The 17,242-nt window shown below is 70.7% G+C and carries 15 protein-coding genes; 3 read left to right on the top strand and 12 right to left on the bottom strand.

Annotated features, from left to right (window positions below; genetic code table 11):
• Positions 1-6 precede the first annotated feature (6 nt).
• Both JI745_RS24600 and JI745_RS24595 read right to left on the bottom strand, forming a co-directional pair.
• Positions 7-525 (bottom strand): GNAT family N-acetyltransferase, encoded by a 519-nt coding sequence (locus JI745_RS24600; protein ID WP_201813107.1) that lies wholly within the window; start codon positions 523-525, stop codon positions 7-9.
• Positions 525-1,133, bottom strand: coding sequence for a helix-turn-helix domain-containing protein (locus JI745_RS24595; RefSeq protein ID WP_201813105.1), 609 nt, complete (start codon positions 1,131-1,133; stop codon positions 525-527). The genes JI745_RS24600 and JI745_RS24595 overlap by 1 nt, the downstream gene beginning before the upstream one ends.
• 150 nt (positions 1,134-1,283) lie before the next feature.
• Here JI745_RS24595 and JI745_RS24590 point away from each other — a divergent pair, with 150 nt between their 5' ends.
• Entirely contained in the window at positions 1,284-2,279 is a 996-nt protein-coding gene (locus JI745_RS24590; protein ID WP_201813103.1) for a hypothetical protein, read from the top strand.
• 12 nt (positions 2,280-2,291) lie between these two features.
• Here JI745_RS24590 and JI745_RS24585 read toward each other — a convergent pair whose 3' ends face one another.
• The 4 genes from JI745_RS24585 to JI745_RS24570 all read right to left on the bottom strand — a co-directional run bounded on the left by JI745_RS24585 (position 2,292) and on the right by JI745_RS24570 (position 6,252).
• On the bottom strand, positions 2,292-2,705 hold the full coding sequence (locus JI745_RS24585; protein WP_310738764.1) for a PIN domain-containing protein: 414 nt from the start codon (positions 2,703-2,705) through the stop codon (positions 2,292-2,294).
• Positions 2,702-2,968, bottom strand: coding sequence for an antitoxin (locus JI745_RS24580; protein ID WP_201813101.1), 267 nt, complete (start codon positions 2,966-2,968; stop codon positions 2,702-2,704). Before JI745_RS24580 ends, JI745_RS24585 begins: the two co-directional genes overlap by 4 nt.
• Before the next feature lie 59 nt (positions 2,969-3,027).
• Positions 3,028-3,315, bottom strand: a complete 288-nt coding sequence (locus JI745_RS24575) for a hypothetical protein (protein ID WP_201813093.1) — start codon at positions 3,313-3,315, stop codon at positions 3,028-3,030.
• Positions 3,316-3,417: 102 nt separating this feature from the next.
• Entirely contained in the window at positions 3,418-6,252 is a 2,835-nt protein-coding gene (locus JI745_RS24570) for a DEAD/DEAH box helicase (RefSeq protein ID WP_201813091.1), read from the bottom strand.
• Positions 6,253-6,308: 56 nt separating this feature from the next.
• Here JI745_RS24570 and JI745_RS24565 point away from each other — a divergent pair, with 56 nt between their 5' ends.
• Together JI745_RS24565 and JI745_RS24560 are read left to right on the top strand one after the other, a co-directional pair.
• Positions 6,309-7,400, top strand: coding sequence for a carotenoid 1,2-hydratase (locus JI745_RS24565; protein ID WP_236675433.1), 1,092 nt, complete (start codon positions 6,309-6,311; stop codon positions 7,398-7,400).
• Positions 7,401-7,517: 117 nt separating this feature from the next.
• A complete protein-coding gene (locus JI745_RS24560) occupies positions 7,518-8,297 on the top strand; it encodes a GGDEF domain-containing protein (protein ID WP_201813087.1) in 780 nt (259 codons plus the stop codon).
• Between the two features lie 9 nt (positions 8,298-8,306).
• On the opposite strand, the gene lnt is transcribed toward JI745_RS24560, so the two are convergent.
• The 6 genes from lnt to JI745_RS24530 form a co-directional block, all read right to left on the bottom strand.
• The gene (lnt, locus tag JI745_RS24555) at positions 8,307-10,757 is read right to left on the bottom strand and encodes an apolipoprotein N-acyltransferase (RefSeq protein ID WP_236675432.1); all 2,451 of its coding nucleotides are present in this window, start codon (positions 10,755-10,757) and stop codon (positions 8,307-8,309) included.
• Positions 10,754-11,437, bottom strand: coding sequence for a hypothetical protein (locus tag JI745_RS24550; RefSeq protein WP_201813084.1), 684 nt, complete (start codon positions 11,435-11,437; stop codon positions 10,754-10,756). Before JI745_RS24550 ends, lnt begins: the two co-directional genes overlap by 4 nt.
• 18 nt (positions 11,438-11,455) lie before the next feature.
• Complete coding sequence (locus JI745_RS24545) at positions 11,456-12,541, bottom strand: SGNH/GDSL hydrolase family protein (protein WP_236675431.1); 1,086 nt, start codon at positions 12,539-12,541, stop codon at positions 11,456-11,458.
• A 200-nt stretch (positions 12,542-12,741) separates the two neighbouring features.
• Positions 12,742-14,343: a DHA2 family efflux MFS transporter permease subunit gene (locus JI745_RS24540; RefSeq protein WP_201813082.1), complete on the bottom strand. Its 1,602-nt coding sequence runs from the start codon at positions 14,341-14,343 to the stop codon at positions 12,742-12,744.
• Positions 14,344-14,358: 15 nt separating this feature from the next.
• Positions 14,359-15,660, bottom strand: coding sequence for an HlyD family efflux transporter periplasmic adaptor subunit (locus JI745_RS24535; RefSeq protein ID WP_201813080.1), 1,302 nt, complete (start codon positions 15,658-15,660; stop codon positions 14,359-14,361).
• A gap of 33 nt (positions 15,661-15,693) precedes the next feature.
• Entirely contained in the window at positions 15,694-17,208 is a 1,515-nt protein-coding gene (locus tag JI745_RS24530) for an efflux transporter outer membrane subunit (RefSeq protein ID WP_201813078.1), read from the bottom strand.
• Positions 17,209-17,242 lie beyond the last annotated feature (34 nt).

Raw genomic sequence — 17,242 nt, 5'->3', positions numbered from 1 at the left:
CGTGCATCACAGGCGCTTGAAGAAGATCGTGGTGCCGCACAGCGAGCCATCGGGCATCAGCGCGTAGTCGGGGATCGTGCCGCAGCGCGACCAGCCTTCGCGCTCGTAAAGCCGCTCGGCTTCGGGCGTGGACGTGTCGAGCACGAGCACGGTGCGGCCGATGCGCCGCGCCACGGCCTCGGCTTCGCGCATCAGCAAGGCGCCCACCCCGAGGCGGCGTGCGCGCCGGTGCACCAGCAGCTTCGACACCTCGGCACGGTGCGGCTGGTTTTCCTTCAGCGCGAGCACGAGCTGCACCGTGCCCGCGACGCGGCCATCGCCATCGCGTGCCACGAGCAGCACCGTCTCTTCGCGGGCCACGGAGGCCGCCACGCCTTCCCAGAAACGCTGCGCCTTGGCGGTGGACATCGGCTGCACGAAGCCGACCGAAGCGCCCCCGGCGACGCAATCCATCAGCAGGTCGCACAGCGCCGGCATGTGCGCACGCGTGGCCTCGGCGTCGAGCTGCTGCAAGGCGAGACCCATCACATGCTCCTGGAAGTGGGTGGCCCGGAGAAGGCCACGAGGTAATGCGCCGCCTGGCGCGAAGGGTTGTGGAAGGAGATCGGCTGGTCGATCGGGTGCACGAGGCAGTCGCCCGCGGCGAGCTTGTGGCGCTCGCCGCCCACGGTGACGACGACGCTGCCGCTCATCACCCACACCTGCTGCTGGAAGCCCGCACGGTGGACGCCGACCTCGTAGTTCACACGCGCACCGGGCGGGAAGTTCACCTCCACCAGCTGCAGCGTCGCGGCGATGCCCGGCGGCGTGAGCGCGCGCCGCACGTAGCCGGAATCGGGGTCCTGCCACTCGGGCTGGTCGGCGCGGCGCGCCACGGGTGAAGGCGGCGCCTCGTCGCGCGGCGCTTCGAAGAGTGCGTTGAGGCTGGTGCCGAGGCCGGCGCTCAGCTTGTCGAGCAACGCGGCGGTGGGGCTGCTCTCGCCACGCTCGACGACCGAGATCATCGAGCGGCTCACGCCCGAGCGCGCCGCCAGCTGCTCCAGCGTGAGCCCTTGCGCAGCGCGCAGCTCGCGCACGCGGCGGGCGATGCGCTGGTCGAGCGTGTCTCGGGTGTCTGACGCGCTTTCCTTCATGATGGAACAGAAATCTACTTTGATGGATTGACCTCGTCAACACCCGCACCGTGTCGCAAACAGATACCGCGTCTTTGCAGACCGGCAACACAAGGCCGGCGCGCGACCCGACAGAATGGCTGCACAAAAACCAACACCCCGAGGGACCTCATGCTCGACCGCTGGCCTGCACTCACCGTGCTCTTCGCGACCGTGGCGCTCAGCGCCTGCGGCGGCAACTCCGATTCGCCGGCACCGCCACCGCCGAGCAGCCCCGACCTGGCGCAGCGCATCGGGGCCGCCACGACCACCGCGCAGAGCAGCAGCAACCTGTGCGCGCCGATCCGCCCGTTCTACTGGGAGGTGGGCGACGGCACGGCGCTTCGCGCCAGCGGCTCGGTCAACGAGGCCGGCAACGCCACCACTTACACCGCCGCCACGGTGATGAACATCGCCTCGGCCTCGAAGTGGCTCTACGGCGCCTACGTCGTCGAGCGCCGCGGCGGCGCGCTCACCGCCGAAGACATCCGCCACCTCAACTTCACCGCCGGCTACACGAGCTTCGGCTTCTCGGGCTGCGAGCCCAGCGACACCGTGGCCTCGTGCGTGGCGCGGGGCAACAACGGCGTGCAGACGCCGGCCCACGTCGACCGTTTCTCGTACGGCGGCGGCCACATGCAGGTGCACGCGAACATCGCCGCGCCCGGCATGGGGCTCGGCGCGCTCGACAACGCCACGCTCGCCGCAGAAATGACCCGCGTGCTCGGCATGAGCCTCAGCTACACACAGCCGCAACTGGCCGGCGGCGCGCGCACCACGCCATCGCAGTACGCCGTCTTCCTGCGCAGGCTGCTCAACAACGAACTGCAGCTCTCCACACGCCTCGGCGCCCACGCCGTGTGCACCAACCCCGCCACCTGCCCCACCGCCGTCAACACGCCGGTGCCCGCGTCGCAAAGCTTCCACTACTCGCTCGGCCATTGGGTCGAGACGAGCGGCGACGGTGCCTTCTCGAGCGCCGGCGCCTTCGGCTTCTACCCCTGGATCGACGTCAACAAGACGCACTACGGCATCGTGGCGCGCGTGGCGCTGGCGGGTGGCGGCAACGAATCGGCCGATTGCGGCGGGCTGATCCGCCGGGCGTGGCTCACCGGGGTGGCGCAGTAGTAGGCGCGCCGTTCAGGAACTGCGGATCCAGTTCTCGACCCGCAGCCCCTCGACGCGCTTGAAGTGCCGCACGCTGTCGGTCACGAGCACCGCGCCGAGCGCGAGCGCATGGGCCGCGATCATCTCGTCGAAGTCGCCGAGCGTGTGCCCCTTGGCGCGCAGGCGCGCACGCAGGTGGCCATGGAACTCGGCGCAGGCTTCGTCCCACGGCTCGGTGCGCACGACCGACAGGAAGGCGTCGACATAGCGCTCCAGCTGGATGGCCTGCGGCTTGAGTGCCACGCCATAGCGCATCTCGGCGTTGGTCACGGCGGAAATGCACCACTCGTCGGGCTGCAGGCGCGAGAGGCGGCTGTCGAGGCCGGCGGTGCCGCGCATCGCGGCGGTGGCGGTGTTGGTGTCGAGCAGGTAGAGCACTGTGGTCACTCCACCCAGGTGTCGAAGGGGTCGCGGCGCTGCGTGCTCTGCGCACGGTCGGAGAGCGCATCGGCGGGCAGCTCGCCCAGCTGGTGGCGCAGCGCGATGAACTCCACCCACGACAGCTCGGGCCGCGCCGACAGGATGACGTTGCCGGTGCGCGGGTCGCGGCGGATGTAGACCTCGTCGCCTTCGAAGCGGAACTCGGCCGGCAGGCGCACGGCCTGGCTGCCTCCGTTGGTGAAGAGCTTGGCGGTCTTGTAGGTGCTCATGGCGGGCGTCTCGCTGGGGTATCTACTTCAGTATAGACACCTCAGCCGCCCGCAGCGGGCTATGACAGGAGGCCCGGTCGGGTATCGGTGGGCGCGGCCAGCGCGCCGTGCTCGAGGTCGCTCATCAGCGTGTCGGCCCAGGCCGATTCGCTGTCGGTCGCGTAGAACCGCGACTCGCCGGTGGAGCGGCGCTTCACCACGAGCACGCCGCCGGCCAGGCGGAACAACTGGGCCAGCGGCGAGGAGCGGTCGGCCTGGATCTCGAAGTCATCGGCGTCGTAGCCGGCCGACGACAGCATCTGGCCCACGGCCTGGACCTGGCGCTGGAAACGGGGAAGGTCTGACATGGAACCCCCTTCAAGGTGCGTTCGACAAGACACCATGATCGAAGGATGTTCCAGCGCGGCCTGTAGGAAAAATCCGCGTCGGGCCGTCGGCCCGCGGCGGGTCTATTCCTGCTCTCCGCCCAGGGGTTTGAAGAGTTCGTCGAAGTCCTGCGCGGTCAGCGCCGCGTCGCTCGCCACGCCCGAGAGCAGCGAGTCGGCGAGGCCCGCCTTGCGTGCCTGCAGCTCGAGCATCTTGTCTTCCACGGTGCCGCTGGCGAGCAGCTTGTAGACGAAGACCGGCTTGTCCTGCCCGATCCGATAGGCGCGGTCGATGGCCTGCTGCTCCACGGCCGGGTTCCACCAGGGGTCGTAGAGGATCACGGTGTCGGCCGCGGTGAGGTTCAGCCCCACGCCACCGGCCTTCAGGCTGATGAGGAAGAGCGGCGTGTCGCCCTGCTGGAATTTCTCGACCAGGGCGCCGCGGTCCTTGGTCTCGCCGGTGAGAAGCAGGTAGGGCAGCTTCAGGCGCACGAGCTCCGCCTCGATGAGCGCGAGCATCTCGGTGAACTGCGAGAAGAGCAGCACCCGGCGCCCGTCTTCCACCAGCGTGGGCAGCAGGTCGAGCAGCAGCTCCATCTTGGCCGACGGGTGGTGCGCTCGCGTGGCTGTCGCCTCGCCGTCGTCGCCGGTCTTGAGCAGGCGCGGGTCGCAACACACCTGGCGCAGCCGCAGCAGCGCGTCGAGCACCATGATCTGGCTGCGCGCGAGGCCCTGCTGGGCGATCACCTCGCGCAGCTTGCTGTCCATCGTGGCGCGCACGGTCTCGTAGAGGTCGCGCTGCGTGCCGCTCAGCTCCACGCGCAGCAGCGTCTCGGTCTTCTCGGGCAGCTCGCGTGCGACCTGCTGCTTGGTCCGCCGCAGCAGGAAAGGCTTGACGCGCCGCGCCAGCTGCTGCGCGCGGAAGGTGTCCTGCCGGCGCTCGATGGGCGTGCGGTAGTGCTCGCGGAACTGCGCCTCGCTGCCGAGCAGCCCGGGGCAGACGAAGTCCATCAGGCTCCACAGTTCGCCCAGGTGGTTCTCGAGCGGCGTGCCCGAGAGGCAGAGCCGGTGTCGCGCGTTGAGCTCCTTCACCGACAGCGCGGCTTGGCTGCGCGAGTTCTTGATGCGCTGTGCTTCGTCGAGCATCACGTAGTGCCACTCCTGCGCGCCGTGGGTGGCCATGTCGCGCATGGCGAGCGGGTAGCTGGTGATGACGAGGTGGGCGCCGGCGATGTGCTTGAAGTGCTTGGCGCGCTGCGCACCGTGCAGCACCACGAGCTTCAGGCCCGGGGTGAAGCGCCGCGCCTCGGCCTCCCAGTTGCCGATGAGGCTGGTGGGCACGATCACGAGGCTCGGGCGGTCGAGCCGGCCGGCGTCGAGCTCGGCCTGCAGCAGCGCGAGCGCCTGCAGCGTCTTGCCCAGGCCCATGTCGTCGGCGAGGACACCGCCCAGGCGCGAGCGGCGCAGGAAATCCATCCACGCCAGGCCATCGAGCTGGTAGTGGCGCAGCGTGGCCTGCACGTTGGGCGAGGCCTCGATGGCGGGCAGACCGCCTTCGCCGTTGAGCAGCTTCACCTGCTCCATCAGCTCGGTGTAGCTGGGCGGCGCGGTGACCTTGCCGGCCTGGCCCAGCGATTCGAGCGTGCCCAGGTCGAAGCGCGAGAGTCGCAGCGCGTTGGAGCGCTCGCCCACGCGGAACACGCTGCGCAGCCACTCCATCAGCGGCAGCACGCGCGCGATGGGCAGCCGCAGCAGGCGCTGGCGCGGCGCGGTGCCGGGCGCCGGCGCGCTCTCGACCGACCACGGCACCAGCACCTCGCTGCCTTCGGTGCGGCTCAGCGCCGACTCGCCGTTGAGCCAGCCGTTCTGCACCAGGCTCACGAGCAGCGGCACCAGGTTCACCGGCTCGCCGTCGACCGTGACGCGCAGGCCCACGCTGAACCAGTGGCCGCCGGGCTCTTCGCCGATGTCGACCGACCAGTCGTCGGCCTGGTGCAGCTCGTAGGGGAAGTCGTCGGCCAGCTCCACCACCCAGCCGCGGCGTTCGAGCTCGGGGATGTGGTGCGCCAGCAGCTCGGGCCAGCGGTCGCGCCGCTGCGGCACGAGCAGCATGGGCGTGTGCGACTCGGGGCTGGCCGGCGCACTGGCCGGCTGGCGGATCATCTGCTGGCGCGTGACACGCTCGACCGCCAGGCCGGCCGAGAGGCTCCACGGTCGCAGCTCCAGCTCGCCCACCAGCGAGCGCAGCGCAGCGGCTTCGGCCAGCGACTGGCGCTGGAAGTGCCCCATCGCGATGCGGCCCGGCCGCGCCGGGTCGTTCACCTCGGCGAGCGTCGTCGTCGCGTTGCCGGCGGGGAAGTGATAGTCGAGCGCCTTGCCGGTGGCCGGCTGATAACGGTAGAAGAGCTGCGCCGCGCCCTGGCGCAGCGTCGACGAACGGGCCTGCGCCGAGCCGTAGCGGTGGTGCAGCAGCGCCTCGGAGGCCACGTCGACGCAGGTGGTGAGCCGCAGCACCGGCACGAGGGCCAGCGCGCCCAGCTCGATCATCTCGGGTGCCGGCGGCGGCGCCGGGCGGGCGACGGGGGTGGCCACGCCGGGCTTTTCGGGCAGGCCTTTCTTGATACGGATCTGCTGCGCCTCGAAGGCCATCAGCGCCGCGGCCACGTGCTGGCAGTTGTGGCCGGCGGGGCAGGAGCAACGGCCTTCGAGCCTGGGGCCGAGGCGGCGGTCCTGCACCCACTGGATGTGCTGCTGGTAGGCATTGGGGCCGGCACCCTGCACGCGGCTCACGAGTCGCGGCCCGTCCACCTGGAGCGCCGTCACGGCCTGCTGGGGCTTGAGCTCCATGGCGCGGATGAGGGTGCGGTGGTCGAAGTGTTCGCCCAGGTCGAAGTCTTCGGGTAGCGAGAAGGAGCTCATCGGCAACGTAATCTGCGGAACCCTGCATTGTCATCCGGCTGGCTATGCTTGGCCGCATGAAACGCCGCGAATTGCTGGGGGTTCTGACCGTCTTGGCCCCGTTGTCTGCCGTGCGGCCGGCGCACGCCGGGGTGGCCCCGCGGGCGCTCACCTTCCCGGCCGACTTCGGCGCCCACCCCGACACCCGCACCGAATGGTGGTACCTGACGGGGGTGCTGCAGGCCACCGTCTCGGGCGCCCCGCACGAGTTCGGCTTCCAGGTCACCTTCTTCCGCAGCCGCACCGGCGTCGGGGCCGGCTCGCCCAGCCGCTTCGCGCCCACGCAGCTCGTGTTCGCCCATGCCGCACTCGGCGACCCGGCGCAGCAGCGCCAGCGGCACGACCAGTGCATCGCGCGCGCCGGCTTCGGCATCGCCGAGGCGGCCAGCGGCGACACCGACGTGCGCCTGCGCGGCTGGTCACTGGTGCGCAGCGGCGCCCCCGATCGCAGCGTGTACCGCGCCACCATCGCGAGCGACCGCGCCGCCTTTGCGCTCGACCTGCAGTGCGCCACCACCCAGCCGGTGCTGCTGCAGGGCCAGGCCGGTTTCTCGGCCAAGGCGCCCCAGCCCGGCCCGGCCAGCCACTACTACAGCCAGCCGCAGCTGCAGGCGCAGGGGCAGCTCACGCTCGACGGCCAGGCGCTGCCCGTGCAGGGCCGGGCCTGGCTCGACCACGAGTGGAGCGACGCCCTGCTCCACCCCGAGGTCGTCGGCTGGGACTGGATCGGCATGAACCTCGATGACGGCAGCGCGCTCACCGCCTTCCGCCTGCGCCGCACCGATGGGTCGGCGCTCTACGCCGGGGGCAGCCTGCGCAACGCGGCGGGCCAGCAGCGCAACTTCGCGCCCGACGAGGTGCGCTTCACGCCCGGCCGGCAATGGCAGAGCCCGGCGTCGCAGGCCCGCTACCCGGTCGAGTGGACGATCGACACCCCCGCCGGCCGCCACCGCGTGCAGGCCCGCTTCGACGCCCAGGAGCTCGACAGCCGCGCCAGCACCGGCGCCTGGTACTGGGAAGGCCTGTGCGACCTGCGGGGCGCCGGCGACGCACGGGTGGGCCGCGGCTACCTCGAGATGACGGGTTACGCGGGGCGGCTCGTGCTCTGAGGGCGCGTCCGGGGCGTCGTCTCGATCTGCTGAAAAAAGAGGCACAAACGTGCCTTATTCCCCAGACAGCGAATTGCGCCGAGGCTCACAATGAAAGCGCCCGCCTCTGTCTGCACCATGCGCCCGACCGACCCGACCACCGATGCAACGACTGCCCGCCTGCCGGCGCGGCCGGCCTTGCTCGCCTGGGCGGTCACGGCAGCACAGGCGCCGTTTGCGGCCTGGGCCTGGTTCTCCTGCTTTGCGCTGGGCCTCGTGACCCGCCGCACGCCAACGCGCCCCGTGGTGCCCCGCTCGGTGCGCGCGCCCGAGCGCCCGCGGCAGACGCCCGTCCAACCCACACGCCGCCGCACCGACGCCTTTGGCCAGCCGGCCAAGCCTTCGGTGCCCCTGCTCACCGCGCACCACGATGCCCTCACCGACCTCTCGGCCCTGAAGGCACTCGGCGACGCCGACACCGCCTGGTCCGACGACCTCGAACAGCGTGGCCTGCGCCTGTGCGTGCTGCACGTCGGCCTCGACCGCGTGAGCCAGATCACCGAGCGTTACGGCGCAGAGGCCGGCGAACAGGTGCTGCGCCAGGTGGCGCGCCGCCTGCGCCAGCTCGTGCGCGAGGAAGACCGCGTGCTGCGCGTCGAGGAGCACGAGTTCGTGCTGCTGCTCGCCGCCCCGCACACCGAGTGCCTGAACTTCACGCGCAGCATGTCGGCACGCATCAAGGCCGAGCTGCAGCGCCCGCTGGCCTACCGCACGCTCAGCACGTTGCAGATCGGCTGCAGCGTCGGACTGGCCATCTGGCCGATGCACGGCGACACGCTCGAAGAGGTGCTGGCGCACGCGGCCGACATGCTCGCGAGCGTGCGCCCCCGCCAGGCCGACGTGCTGGAAACGGCCTGAGCTCGCGTTTCAGGCGAGCGTCTTCATGGCCAGCCACGCCGGCAGGCCGAGGTAGAGCAAGGCGAGCCCGCCCCGCTCGAGCCACCAGCGCGCATCGATCGCTGCACCGGGCCGCAGCCACAGGCTGGCCAGCGTGCCGGCTTCGGTGAGCGCGCGCAGCACCGCCGCACAGACCACCACCGCGATCGTCCACGCCGCCCACCAGATGGCAAACGCCTGCAGGTAGGCCACGAGCCCGTATGCATGGTATTCGCCGAAGCTGCTGCCGAACATGATGTGCTGGTGCACCCGGAACGCCGGGATGGCGAGCAGCAAGGGGAAGAGCACGAACTTGAGCACCGGGTGCTCCAGGCGCCCGCGGCGGATGGCAAGGCGCACCTGCTCGTAGGTGCGTGCGCGCAAGGTGGGACGATCGGCCACCGCGGGGCCACCTGCGGCCTCAATGGCACGCGCCAGCCCCGCCGGGTCGGCATGCAGCAGGCCGTGACGCTGGCCCGAGCGAAGGCGAAGCCAAGCGCCCGCCGCCGGGACCGGGAGCCGCCACGGCTCGACGGACACGATGTCGGCCAGAGGCAACTCGAGCCGCCGCGCACCGCGCGCCAGCCGCAGCACCGCCCCTTCGAGGCTGAGCTGCGCCGCATAGGCGCGCAGCATCAGCCACGCCAGCAGCTCCGGGACCAGGAAGCAGGCCGTGAACGCCCGGATCTGCGCCAGGCTGTTGGAGCGGAACGGACCGTCACCGAAGAGGAACACCAGCGCCATCACGAGCAGGCTCAGGCGCGCGACGCTGCGGAGCGCTCCCGCCACGACGCGAAGCGCAGGCGGCAGCACCACCCCCTCGGCGGGCCACGCCGCGGGTGCCGTTGCCAGGCCGGCCAGCCGCCCGCGCCAGCGGCGCACGAGCGACACGGCCGCGAGCACGACGAGAAAGACCGCCGCCGTGCGGCCCACCCAGTCGCCCCACAGGACCATCAGCGTGACCGGCGGCTCGGCGACGGACAGGTCGCCGATCACCAGGGTGCGCTCGCCCATGCGGGTGCTGGCGAGAACCGCACCGGTGGGGTCGATGGCAGCGCTGAAGCCGGTGGTGGTCACGCGGTACTGCGGCAGGCGTGTCTCGATGCTGCGAAAGGCAGCCGCGGCCTGGTGCAGCTCGGCACCTTGCGGCCAGGTGGTGAACCAGGCGTCGTTCGACATCGTGACGAGCGCCTGCGCGCCGAGCCGGGCGCCGTCGATCGCGAGGCCCGGGTCCACATCGTCGCGGCAGATGAGCGGCTGCACGGGGATCTCGCGCCCGTCGGCCAGGCGCAGCGGAAACACCCGAGCGCCAGTGCCGGGGAGCCAGGCGCCCGTCCACGGCAGCAGGCGGCGCAGCCAGGCGCTGTCGAGCCAGCCCGGGACGTATTCGGTCAGCGGGAAGAGCCGTGTCTTGCGGTAGAAGCCCAGCAGGCCGGTGCCCGGGTTCACGAAGGCGGCCGCGTTGTACTCGCCGGCGTCGTCACGGTCGTAGGTGCCGAAGACAAACGGCACGCGGGCGGTGTCGATCACGCCCTGGATCTCGCGATCGAGCTCCGCGCCGCCTTCGCTCTTGGGGTGGGCGAAGGTGGTGGGGTAGACCGTCTCCGACCACAGCACCGCATCGACGCGATGCTGGCCCACCGCGGCCAGCGACATCTCGTAGTGCGTGTCGAGCACCTCGCGCACGACCGCGTCGACGCCCTTCTCCTGGCGCAGGCGCTCGTAGTCGGCGATGTTCGATTGCACGAGGCCGATGCGCAGCGGCTTGGCCGTTGCGGCAGGAAGATTGGCGAGCGCCGCCCAGCCGTAGGCGGCCAGCGCGAGCGGCACGAGGAAGGCGAGGCCCAGCGGCTTGAGCATCGCGCGAGCACCCTCTGCCCGGCGCGACCACGCGAGCGCCACCGCCTCGTTCACGAGCAGCAGCAGGACGCTCAGCCCGGCCGTGCCGCCCAGGTCGGCAGCCTGCCGCAGCAGATGGGAGGGATAGAGCCCGTAGCCGTAGGTGTCACCCAGCATCTTGGGCACGAGCCATTCGGTCGCCACCCACGCGGCCGCACCGACCAGGGCCGCGAACGCCACGCCGCGCGGGCGTGCCAGATGGCGCAGCAATGCGAACGCGAGGAGCTGCGGCTGGAAGAGCGGCGCCGCGACCAGCAGCACCAGCAGGCCGGCGGCCGTGCCGAGCTGCGCATAGTGGCCGATGGCAGCACCGAACCAGGGGAAGGCCGCCAGGGTGAAGGCGACCGACATCGCCCAGCCGTTGAGCAAGGCCACGCGCCACGTCGGCGTGGCATCGAGCGTGCGCAGCCACGGCACCAGTGCCACGAAGCCGAGCCACCAGCCCGCGCCACCGCGTGCGTAGAGGAACACGAGCGCCGCACTCGCGAGGATGCCCACCCACGCGCGGCCGCCGTGGCGGGAGAACCAGGCGGCGGGTTTCAACTTCCGGCCTTGTCGGGCTCGACCGGCGCCGGGACCACCACCCGCCGCAGCGGCAAGCCGGGCGGGGCCTGCTCGGGCGGCACCACACGGTCGCGGGCGCTTCCGATGGGCTGGCGCGACGCGTCGACAAAGCGCGGGTGGTCGGGCGCGTACATCAGGATGGGCTCGACGGCCTGCCCGTCATCGGTTGTCTGGTGGTGGCGCACGTAGCCGGGCGGCAGCGCGAAGTCTTCGGGCACCGCCAGCCCGACGAGCACCGGCTTCGTGCCGGGCGGGTTGAAAGCGGCCACGCCGGTGGTGACACCGGCACGCCGCAGCCGGTCGATCACCTCGTTCATCGTCGGCTTCTCGCCAGGATTGAGGTAGTCGGTGAGGTCGGGCGACGGGTCTTCGTCGGCACCGCGCACCCGCACCAACGGGCGCGTCGGCAGCGAGGCGCTCTGCGCCACCCCCTTCACCGGCGCCGAGGCCACGTGCGTGGATTCGGTTGCCGGATGGTGGGTCGCGATCCACGCGGCGGCGGCGGGGTCCAGCGCGACGGCTTCTTCCTGCGAAGGCGCCGTCAGCCAGTAGGCCACGCCACCGGCCACGAGCACCGCGGCGACCAGGTACCCGAACGACGGGCCGAAGGCCCCGCTCTCGGTCCCCGTCTGCCGGCTGTTACTGCCCGGCTCTTTCACGTCAGGCCTCGACCCGGCTCAAGGCGTCGCGGGGTTGCTCGTCGCCATCGACCAGCCCGAGCGCTCGTGCGCGTAGCGGTCCCAGATCGGGCTCTTGCCGCCGGTGAACGCGGTGTAGCGCGGTGCCGCAGAGCCGGTGCCCGTGCCGAAACTCAGCGACACGTTGCCGCCGGTGTAGGTGGGGTGGATGTCGTCAGACTGGATGTAGTCGTAGGTCGTGCCGGCGGTGACGCGCTTCACGTTGGCATCACGGATGGTCGAACGGTAGGTCGTGGTGATGCGGGTCACATAGGCCGCTTCGGTGTCGCCCGGGCGGTACTTGATGGCCTCGGAGTCGATGAGGCCGTCGCCGTTGCTGTCGTAGTCGGCCGCGTGGTACTGCGCGAAGTTGTCGACGCAGACGAAGCCCTTCTGGCGCGCGTATTCGCACATCCAGTAGTTCGCGCGCGCCGCCACGCCGAGCATCATCTCGGTGATGTTGACGCCACGGCCGGTGCTCGCGTCGCGGCAGCTGCTGGTCTTGTTGTACGCATCCATGCCCGGCATGTGCAGGTTGCCGATGATCTTGAGCTTGACGCCCGAATAGGCGTTGGCGTTGATGTAGTCCATCGCGCGGGCGACGTAGGTCTTGCAGGTCTCGACGCCCTGGTTCAGCTTGGTGTAGCTGCAGGTGCCGGTCTGGCCATCGAAATCGGCCCGGTTCTGCAGGCCATCGTTGCCGCACATCTCGAAGGCGACCACGCGGGTGGCGCTGTTCTGCATGTAGGCACGTTCGGCGACGATCTTGCTCTCGTAGATCTCCTGCGCCACCGCGCCCGACTTGGTGCGGCGGATGCTCTCGATGTCGGCATTCCACGCGGCCGACAGGTACTCGGCCTGCACGGTCGGGGCCGAGTAGCGGGCCACGCTGGTCAGCGAGGTGTTGTAGCCCGCGAAGATGGAGTCACCGTAGGCGACGACGCGGTACTTGGTTGTCGTGCTGGCGCGGTTGACCGTCCACGACGCGTTCTGGGTGATGCCCGAGGCCGCCACCTCGGCGCCGAAGCTCAGCAGGGCCAGAGCGGGCAGCAACGCGCGCAGCGTGGCGCTGGTACGGAAGGTCATCGCAGGTCTCCTTGGGGTTGTGATTGCCTTCCGAAAATGTAGACGGTCGTCTACTTTTACGGCATCAGGAGAATCCCCGCACCCCGTTGTACCGGCCTGCTACCTCTGTGTACTGACTTGCCGAAAGTGCTGACTGAGCCGGGTGAACGTGGTCGCCGCGCTTAAATTGCATCATCGTCCATTAAATGGCCGCACGGACCTCAATGGGCGCCACCGGCATCGGCCCCAGCCGCATTCATCTGCGGCCGCGTGAGCCACACCAGGCCGATCAAGGCCACGAACAGCAAGGACGACATCCAGAAGAGATCGGTCGCCGCCATCGTGAAGGCCTGCTGGTCGATCATGCGGTTGACCTGCGCGAGCGCCTGCTCGTAGCTCAAGCCGCCCGCCTGCAGCTGCGAGAGCGTCTGCATCGCGGCACTGTTGCCCCGGTTGATGCTTTCCGCGAGCTGTGCGTGGTGGAGCGTGGCGCGGCTGTCCCACGCGGTGGTGAAGAGCGAGGTGCCGACGGCACCCGCCGTGATGCGCACGAAGTTGCTCAGGCCCGCCGCCGCCGGCATCTCGTGCGGCTGCAGGCCCGAGAAGGTGATCGCCTGCAGCGGGATGAAGAAGAACGCCATCGCCGCGCCCTGCAGCACCGTCGGGATCAGGATGGCCTGGAAGTCGGCCTGCGTGTTGAAGTGCGAACGCATCCACAGCACGAGGCCGAAGCCGAGGAAGGCCACCGTGGAGAGCTTGCGCGGGTCGATCACCCGCACGTTCTTGCCCACCCATGGCGAGAGCACGATGGCGAGCAGGCCGACCGGCGCCACCGCGATGCCGGCCCAGGTGGCGGTGTAGCCCATGTACTGCTGCAGCCACAGCGGCATCAGCACCACGTTGCCGAAGAAGACGCCATAGGCCACCGACAGCGACACCGTGCCCAGCCAGAAGTTGCGCCGTGCGAAGAGCTGCAGGTCGACGATCGGGTGTTTCTCGGTCAGCTCCCAGGCGATGAAGAACATGAAGCTCACCACCGACACCACCGCGAGCGCGATGATCTCGTTGCTCTCGAACCAGTCGAGCTCCTTGCCCTTGTCGACCATGATCTGCATCGCGCCGATGAAGAGCACCAGCAGCACGAGACCCACGGTGTCGAGCGGCACACGCCTCGGCCCCGGGTCGCGGGTGCGGTAGATCGACCAGGTGAAGGCGGCCGCCACCAGGCCCACGGGGATGTTGATGTAGAAGATCCAGGGCCATGAGATCGTGTCGGTGATCCACCCGCCGAGCAGGGGGCCCACCACCGGCGCCACCAGCACCGTCATCGCCCACATCGCCATCGCGATGCCGGCCTTGGCGGGCGGGTAGCTGGCCAGCAGCAGCGTCTGCGACAGCGGGATCATCGGCCCGGCCACCAGGCCCTGCAGCACGCGGAAGGCGATCAGCAGCTCGATGCTCGGCGCGAGGCCGCACAGCCACGAGGCCAGCACGAAGAGCAGGATGCTCGCGGCGAAGAGTCGCACCTGGCCGAACCGCTGCGTGAGCCAGCCGGTGAGCGGCACGCTGATCGCGTTGGCCACGCCGAAGGAGGTGATGACCCAGGTGCCCTGCGCCGGGCTCACGCCCATGTCGCCCGAGATCGCGGGGATCGAGACGTTGGCGATCGAGCTGTCGAGCACGTTCATGAAGGTCGCGAGCGACAGCGCGACCGTGCCCAGCACGAGCTGGCCACCGGTGAGCGGCGGATAGGCCGGCGGGCGATTGGCAGGCGCCGCGGGCGGCGGCGACGGCAGCTCAGCCGTGGTGGTGGAAGACGACATGGGCCGGCTCCCGCCTCACTTGCCGGCCACGACCGAGGCGCGCACCGCAGCCGAGGCGACGTGCCCGCCGGGCGCCGGCGACGAGCTCACAGCCGGCGCCGCCACACGCGGCGCGGCACGGCCGGTGTTGACCGCGATGATCCGGCGCACCTCGGCATCGGCCTCGGCGCTGCTGGCTTCGATTGCGGCGGCATGGCCCACCGCCGTGCTGCGCGGCGCATCGGCGAGCGCCTTGCCGCTGGTGTCGGCCACGTCGACCTTGGCTTCCATCGAGAGGCCCACGCGCAGCGGGTGTTCGGCGAGCTCCTTCGGGTCGAGCGACACGCGCACCGGCAGGCGCTGCACGACCTTGATCCAGTTGCCGGTCGCGTTCTGCGCCGGCAGCAACGCGAAGGCGGCACCGGTGCCCGCGCCCAGGCCTTCGATCTTGCCGTGGTACTCCACCTTGCTGCCGTACATGTCGGCGGTGAGCGTGACGGGCTGGCCGATGCGCAAGGCCTTCAGCTGGCTTTCCTTGAAGTTGGCGTCGACCCAGACCTGGTTGAGCGCGATCACCGACATTAGCGGCGTGCCGGCCTGCACCCGCTGGCCGAGCTGCACGCTGCGCTTGGCGACGTGGCCATCGACCGGCGCCACGAGCTCGGAGCGCTTGACGGCGAGGTAGGCCTCGCGCACGCGGGCGGCGGCGCGCTGCACGTTGGGATGCTGCTCGACCGAGGTGTTGTCGGTGAGCGACTGGTTGGAAGCGAGCTGCTCGCGCGCGGCGAGCGCGGCCGACTGCGCCGACGCGACCGCAGCCCTGGCCGCGTTGAGCTGGGCGGTGGCGTGCTCGTACTCTTCCTTGCCGACGGCGCCGGTGGCGAGCAGCGGCGTGCGGCGGTTCACGTCTTCCTGCGCACGCGCCACGTCGCTCTGCACCCGCGCGAGCTCGGCCTCGCGCAGCGCGATCTGCGCCTTGTAGGTGGCGTTGTTGGCGTACAGCGTGCGCACCTCCCGCACGGTCTGCGCGAGCTGGGCTTCGGCCTGGTCGAGCGCCACTTGCGCATCAGCCGGGTCGAGCTTCACCAGCACCTGGCCGGCCTTGACGAAGTCGGTGTCGTCTGCGTTGATCGCGAGCACGGTGCCGCCGACCTGCGGCGTGAGCTGCACCACGTTGCCCTGCACGTAGGCGTTGTCGGTGTGCTCGTAGTGGCTGAGCACGAGGCCGTAGTAGGCACCGTAGCCGATGCCGGCAAGCGCAACGACGAGGGCCACGGCGGTGAGCGCCTTCCGGCGCTTGGGGTTGCCGGCAGGGGCCTGGACTTGAGGAGCGTTCATGAGGTTTCTCCGGGACTTCTTGGGTGGTGTTGTTCAGTGGCCGGCGGCGGTGCCAACCGGCGTGGTGTCGGCATAACCGCCGCCGAGCGAGCGGATCAGCGCGACCTGCGTGTCGAGCGCACGCGCCTGCAGGTCGGCCGCGGCCCGGCGCTGCGCGAGCACGCCGTTCTCGGCATTGAGCACGACGAGGTAGGTGCCGAGGCCGGCCTTGTAGCGCTGCACCGCGATGTCGTAGGCCGACTCGGCGGCGTCGCGCGCTGCGGCCTGCTCGGCCTGCTGGCGGGTGATGGACTGCAGCGAGGCAATCTGGTCGGCCACGTCGCGCACGGCATCGACGAGCGTGGCGTTGTAGCTCTCGACCGCGGCGTCGAGATCGGCCGACTTGCCCCGCAGGTTGGCGCGCAGGCGGCCCGCGTCGAAGATCGGCAGGCGGATCGCCGGGCCCGCGCCGTATTGCTCGCTGCTGCTCTTGAGCAAGCGGTCGAGGCCGATGCTCGAGAAGCCGACGAAGGCGGTGAGGTTGACGTTGGGATAGAACTGGGCACGTGCGGCCTGCACGTCGCCGGTGGCCGCTTCGACGCGCCAGCGCGCGGCGCTGATGTCGGCCCGGCGGCCCAGCAGGTCAGCCGGCACGGCGGTCGGCAGCGGCTGGGCTTGGAGCGTGGCGAGGCGCGGCGCCAGCGCATCGAGCGCATTCGGCGGCTGCACGGTGAGCGCGGCCAGCGCATGGCGGGTCAGGGTGATCTGCTCGGCCAGCGCTTCGAGCTGCGCGCGCGTCTCGGGCAAGGCGCCCTCGCCCTGGCGCAGCTCCACCTTCGTGTCGAGTCCGGCGTCCACCCGCTGGCGGATCAGCGCCAGCACGCTGTCACGCTGTTGCAGCGAGGCCTTGGCCACCTCGCGCTGCTCGATCAGGCGGGCCAGTTGCAGGTAGCTGCGCGCCACGTTGCTCGCCAGCAGCACGCGCGCGGCTTGTGCATCGGCCTCGGCCGCACGCTGTGCGCCCACCGCGGCATCGAGCGCGGCGCGGTTGCGGCCGAAGAAATCGATCTCCCACGAGGCTGTCGCCTGCAGCGTGCCGGTCTCGCGCGTGGTGCCCGCGATCGGCGGGGGCACGAGGCCGTTGGCGGTGTAGCGCTGGCGCTGCGCGTCGAAGCCGGCGTTGACCTGCGGCCACTCGGCCGAGCGCGCGACATCGGCGCCGGCTTGCGCCCGCTGGAGGCGCGCCTGCGCCACCTTGAGATTCGGGCTGCCGGCGAGCGCCTTGTCGACGAGGCCGGAGAGCGTGTCGTCGCCGAAGCGGCGCCACCATTGCGCGTCCAACTGCAGCGCGGCGTCCGCGGTGGCCGCTTGCGGGGTGTCGAGGCCGAGCGCGCCCGGCTCCATCTTCCGGGCGGCGGGCGCGATGCCGTTCGTGCTGGCACAGCCGGTGAGCGTGAGCACGATCGCCGAGGCGAGCGCGACGACGAGGGCCGTGAGGACGGGGGCCACCCTGACCGGTGCATCGGGCGCGGCCGGCGGCGGGTGGTCGAGCGTGTCTTGTGGCGTCATGGCGGTCATGTGAATTTGTTGTCAGGTCTTTATT

It is taken from the genome of Piscinibacter sp. HJYY11 (genome assembly GCF_016735515.1).
Classification (GTDB): domain Bacteria; phylum Pseudomonadota; class Gammaproteobacteria; order Burkholderiales; family Burkholderiaceae_C; genus Rhizobacter.
This window is presented reverse-complemented; position numbering and strand designations above follow the sequence as displayed.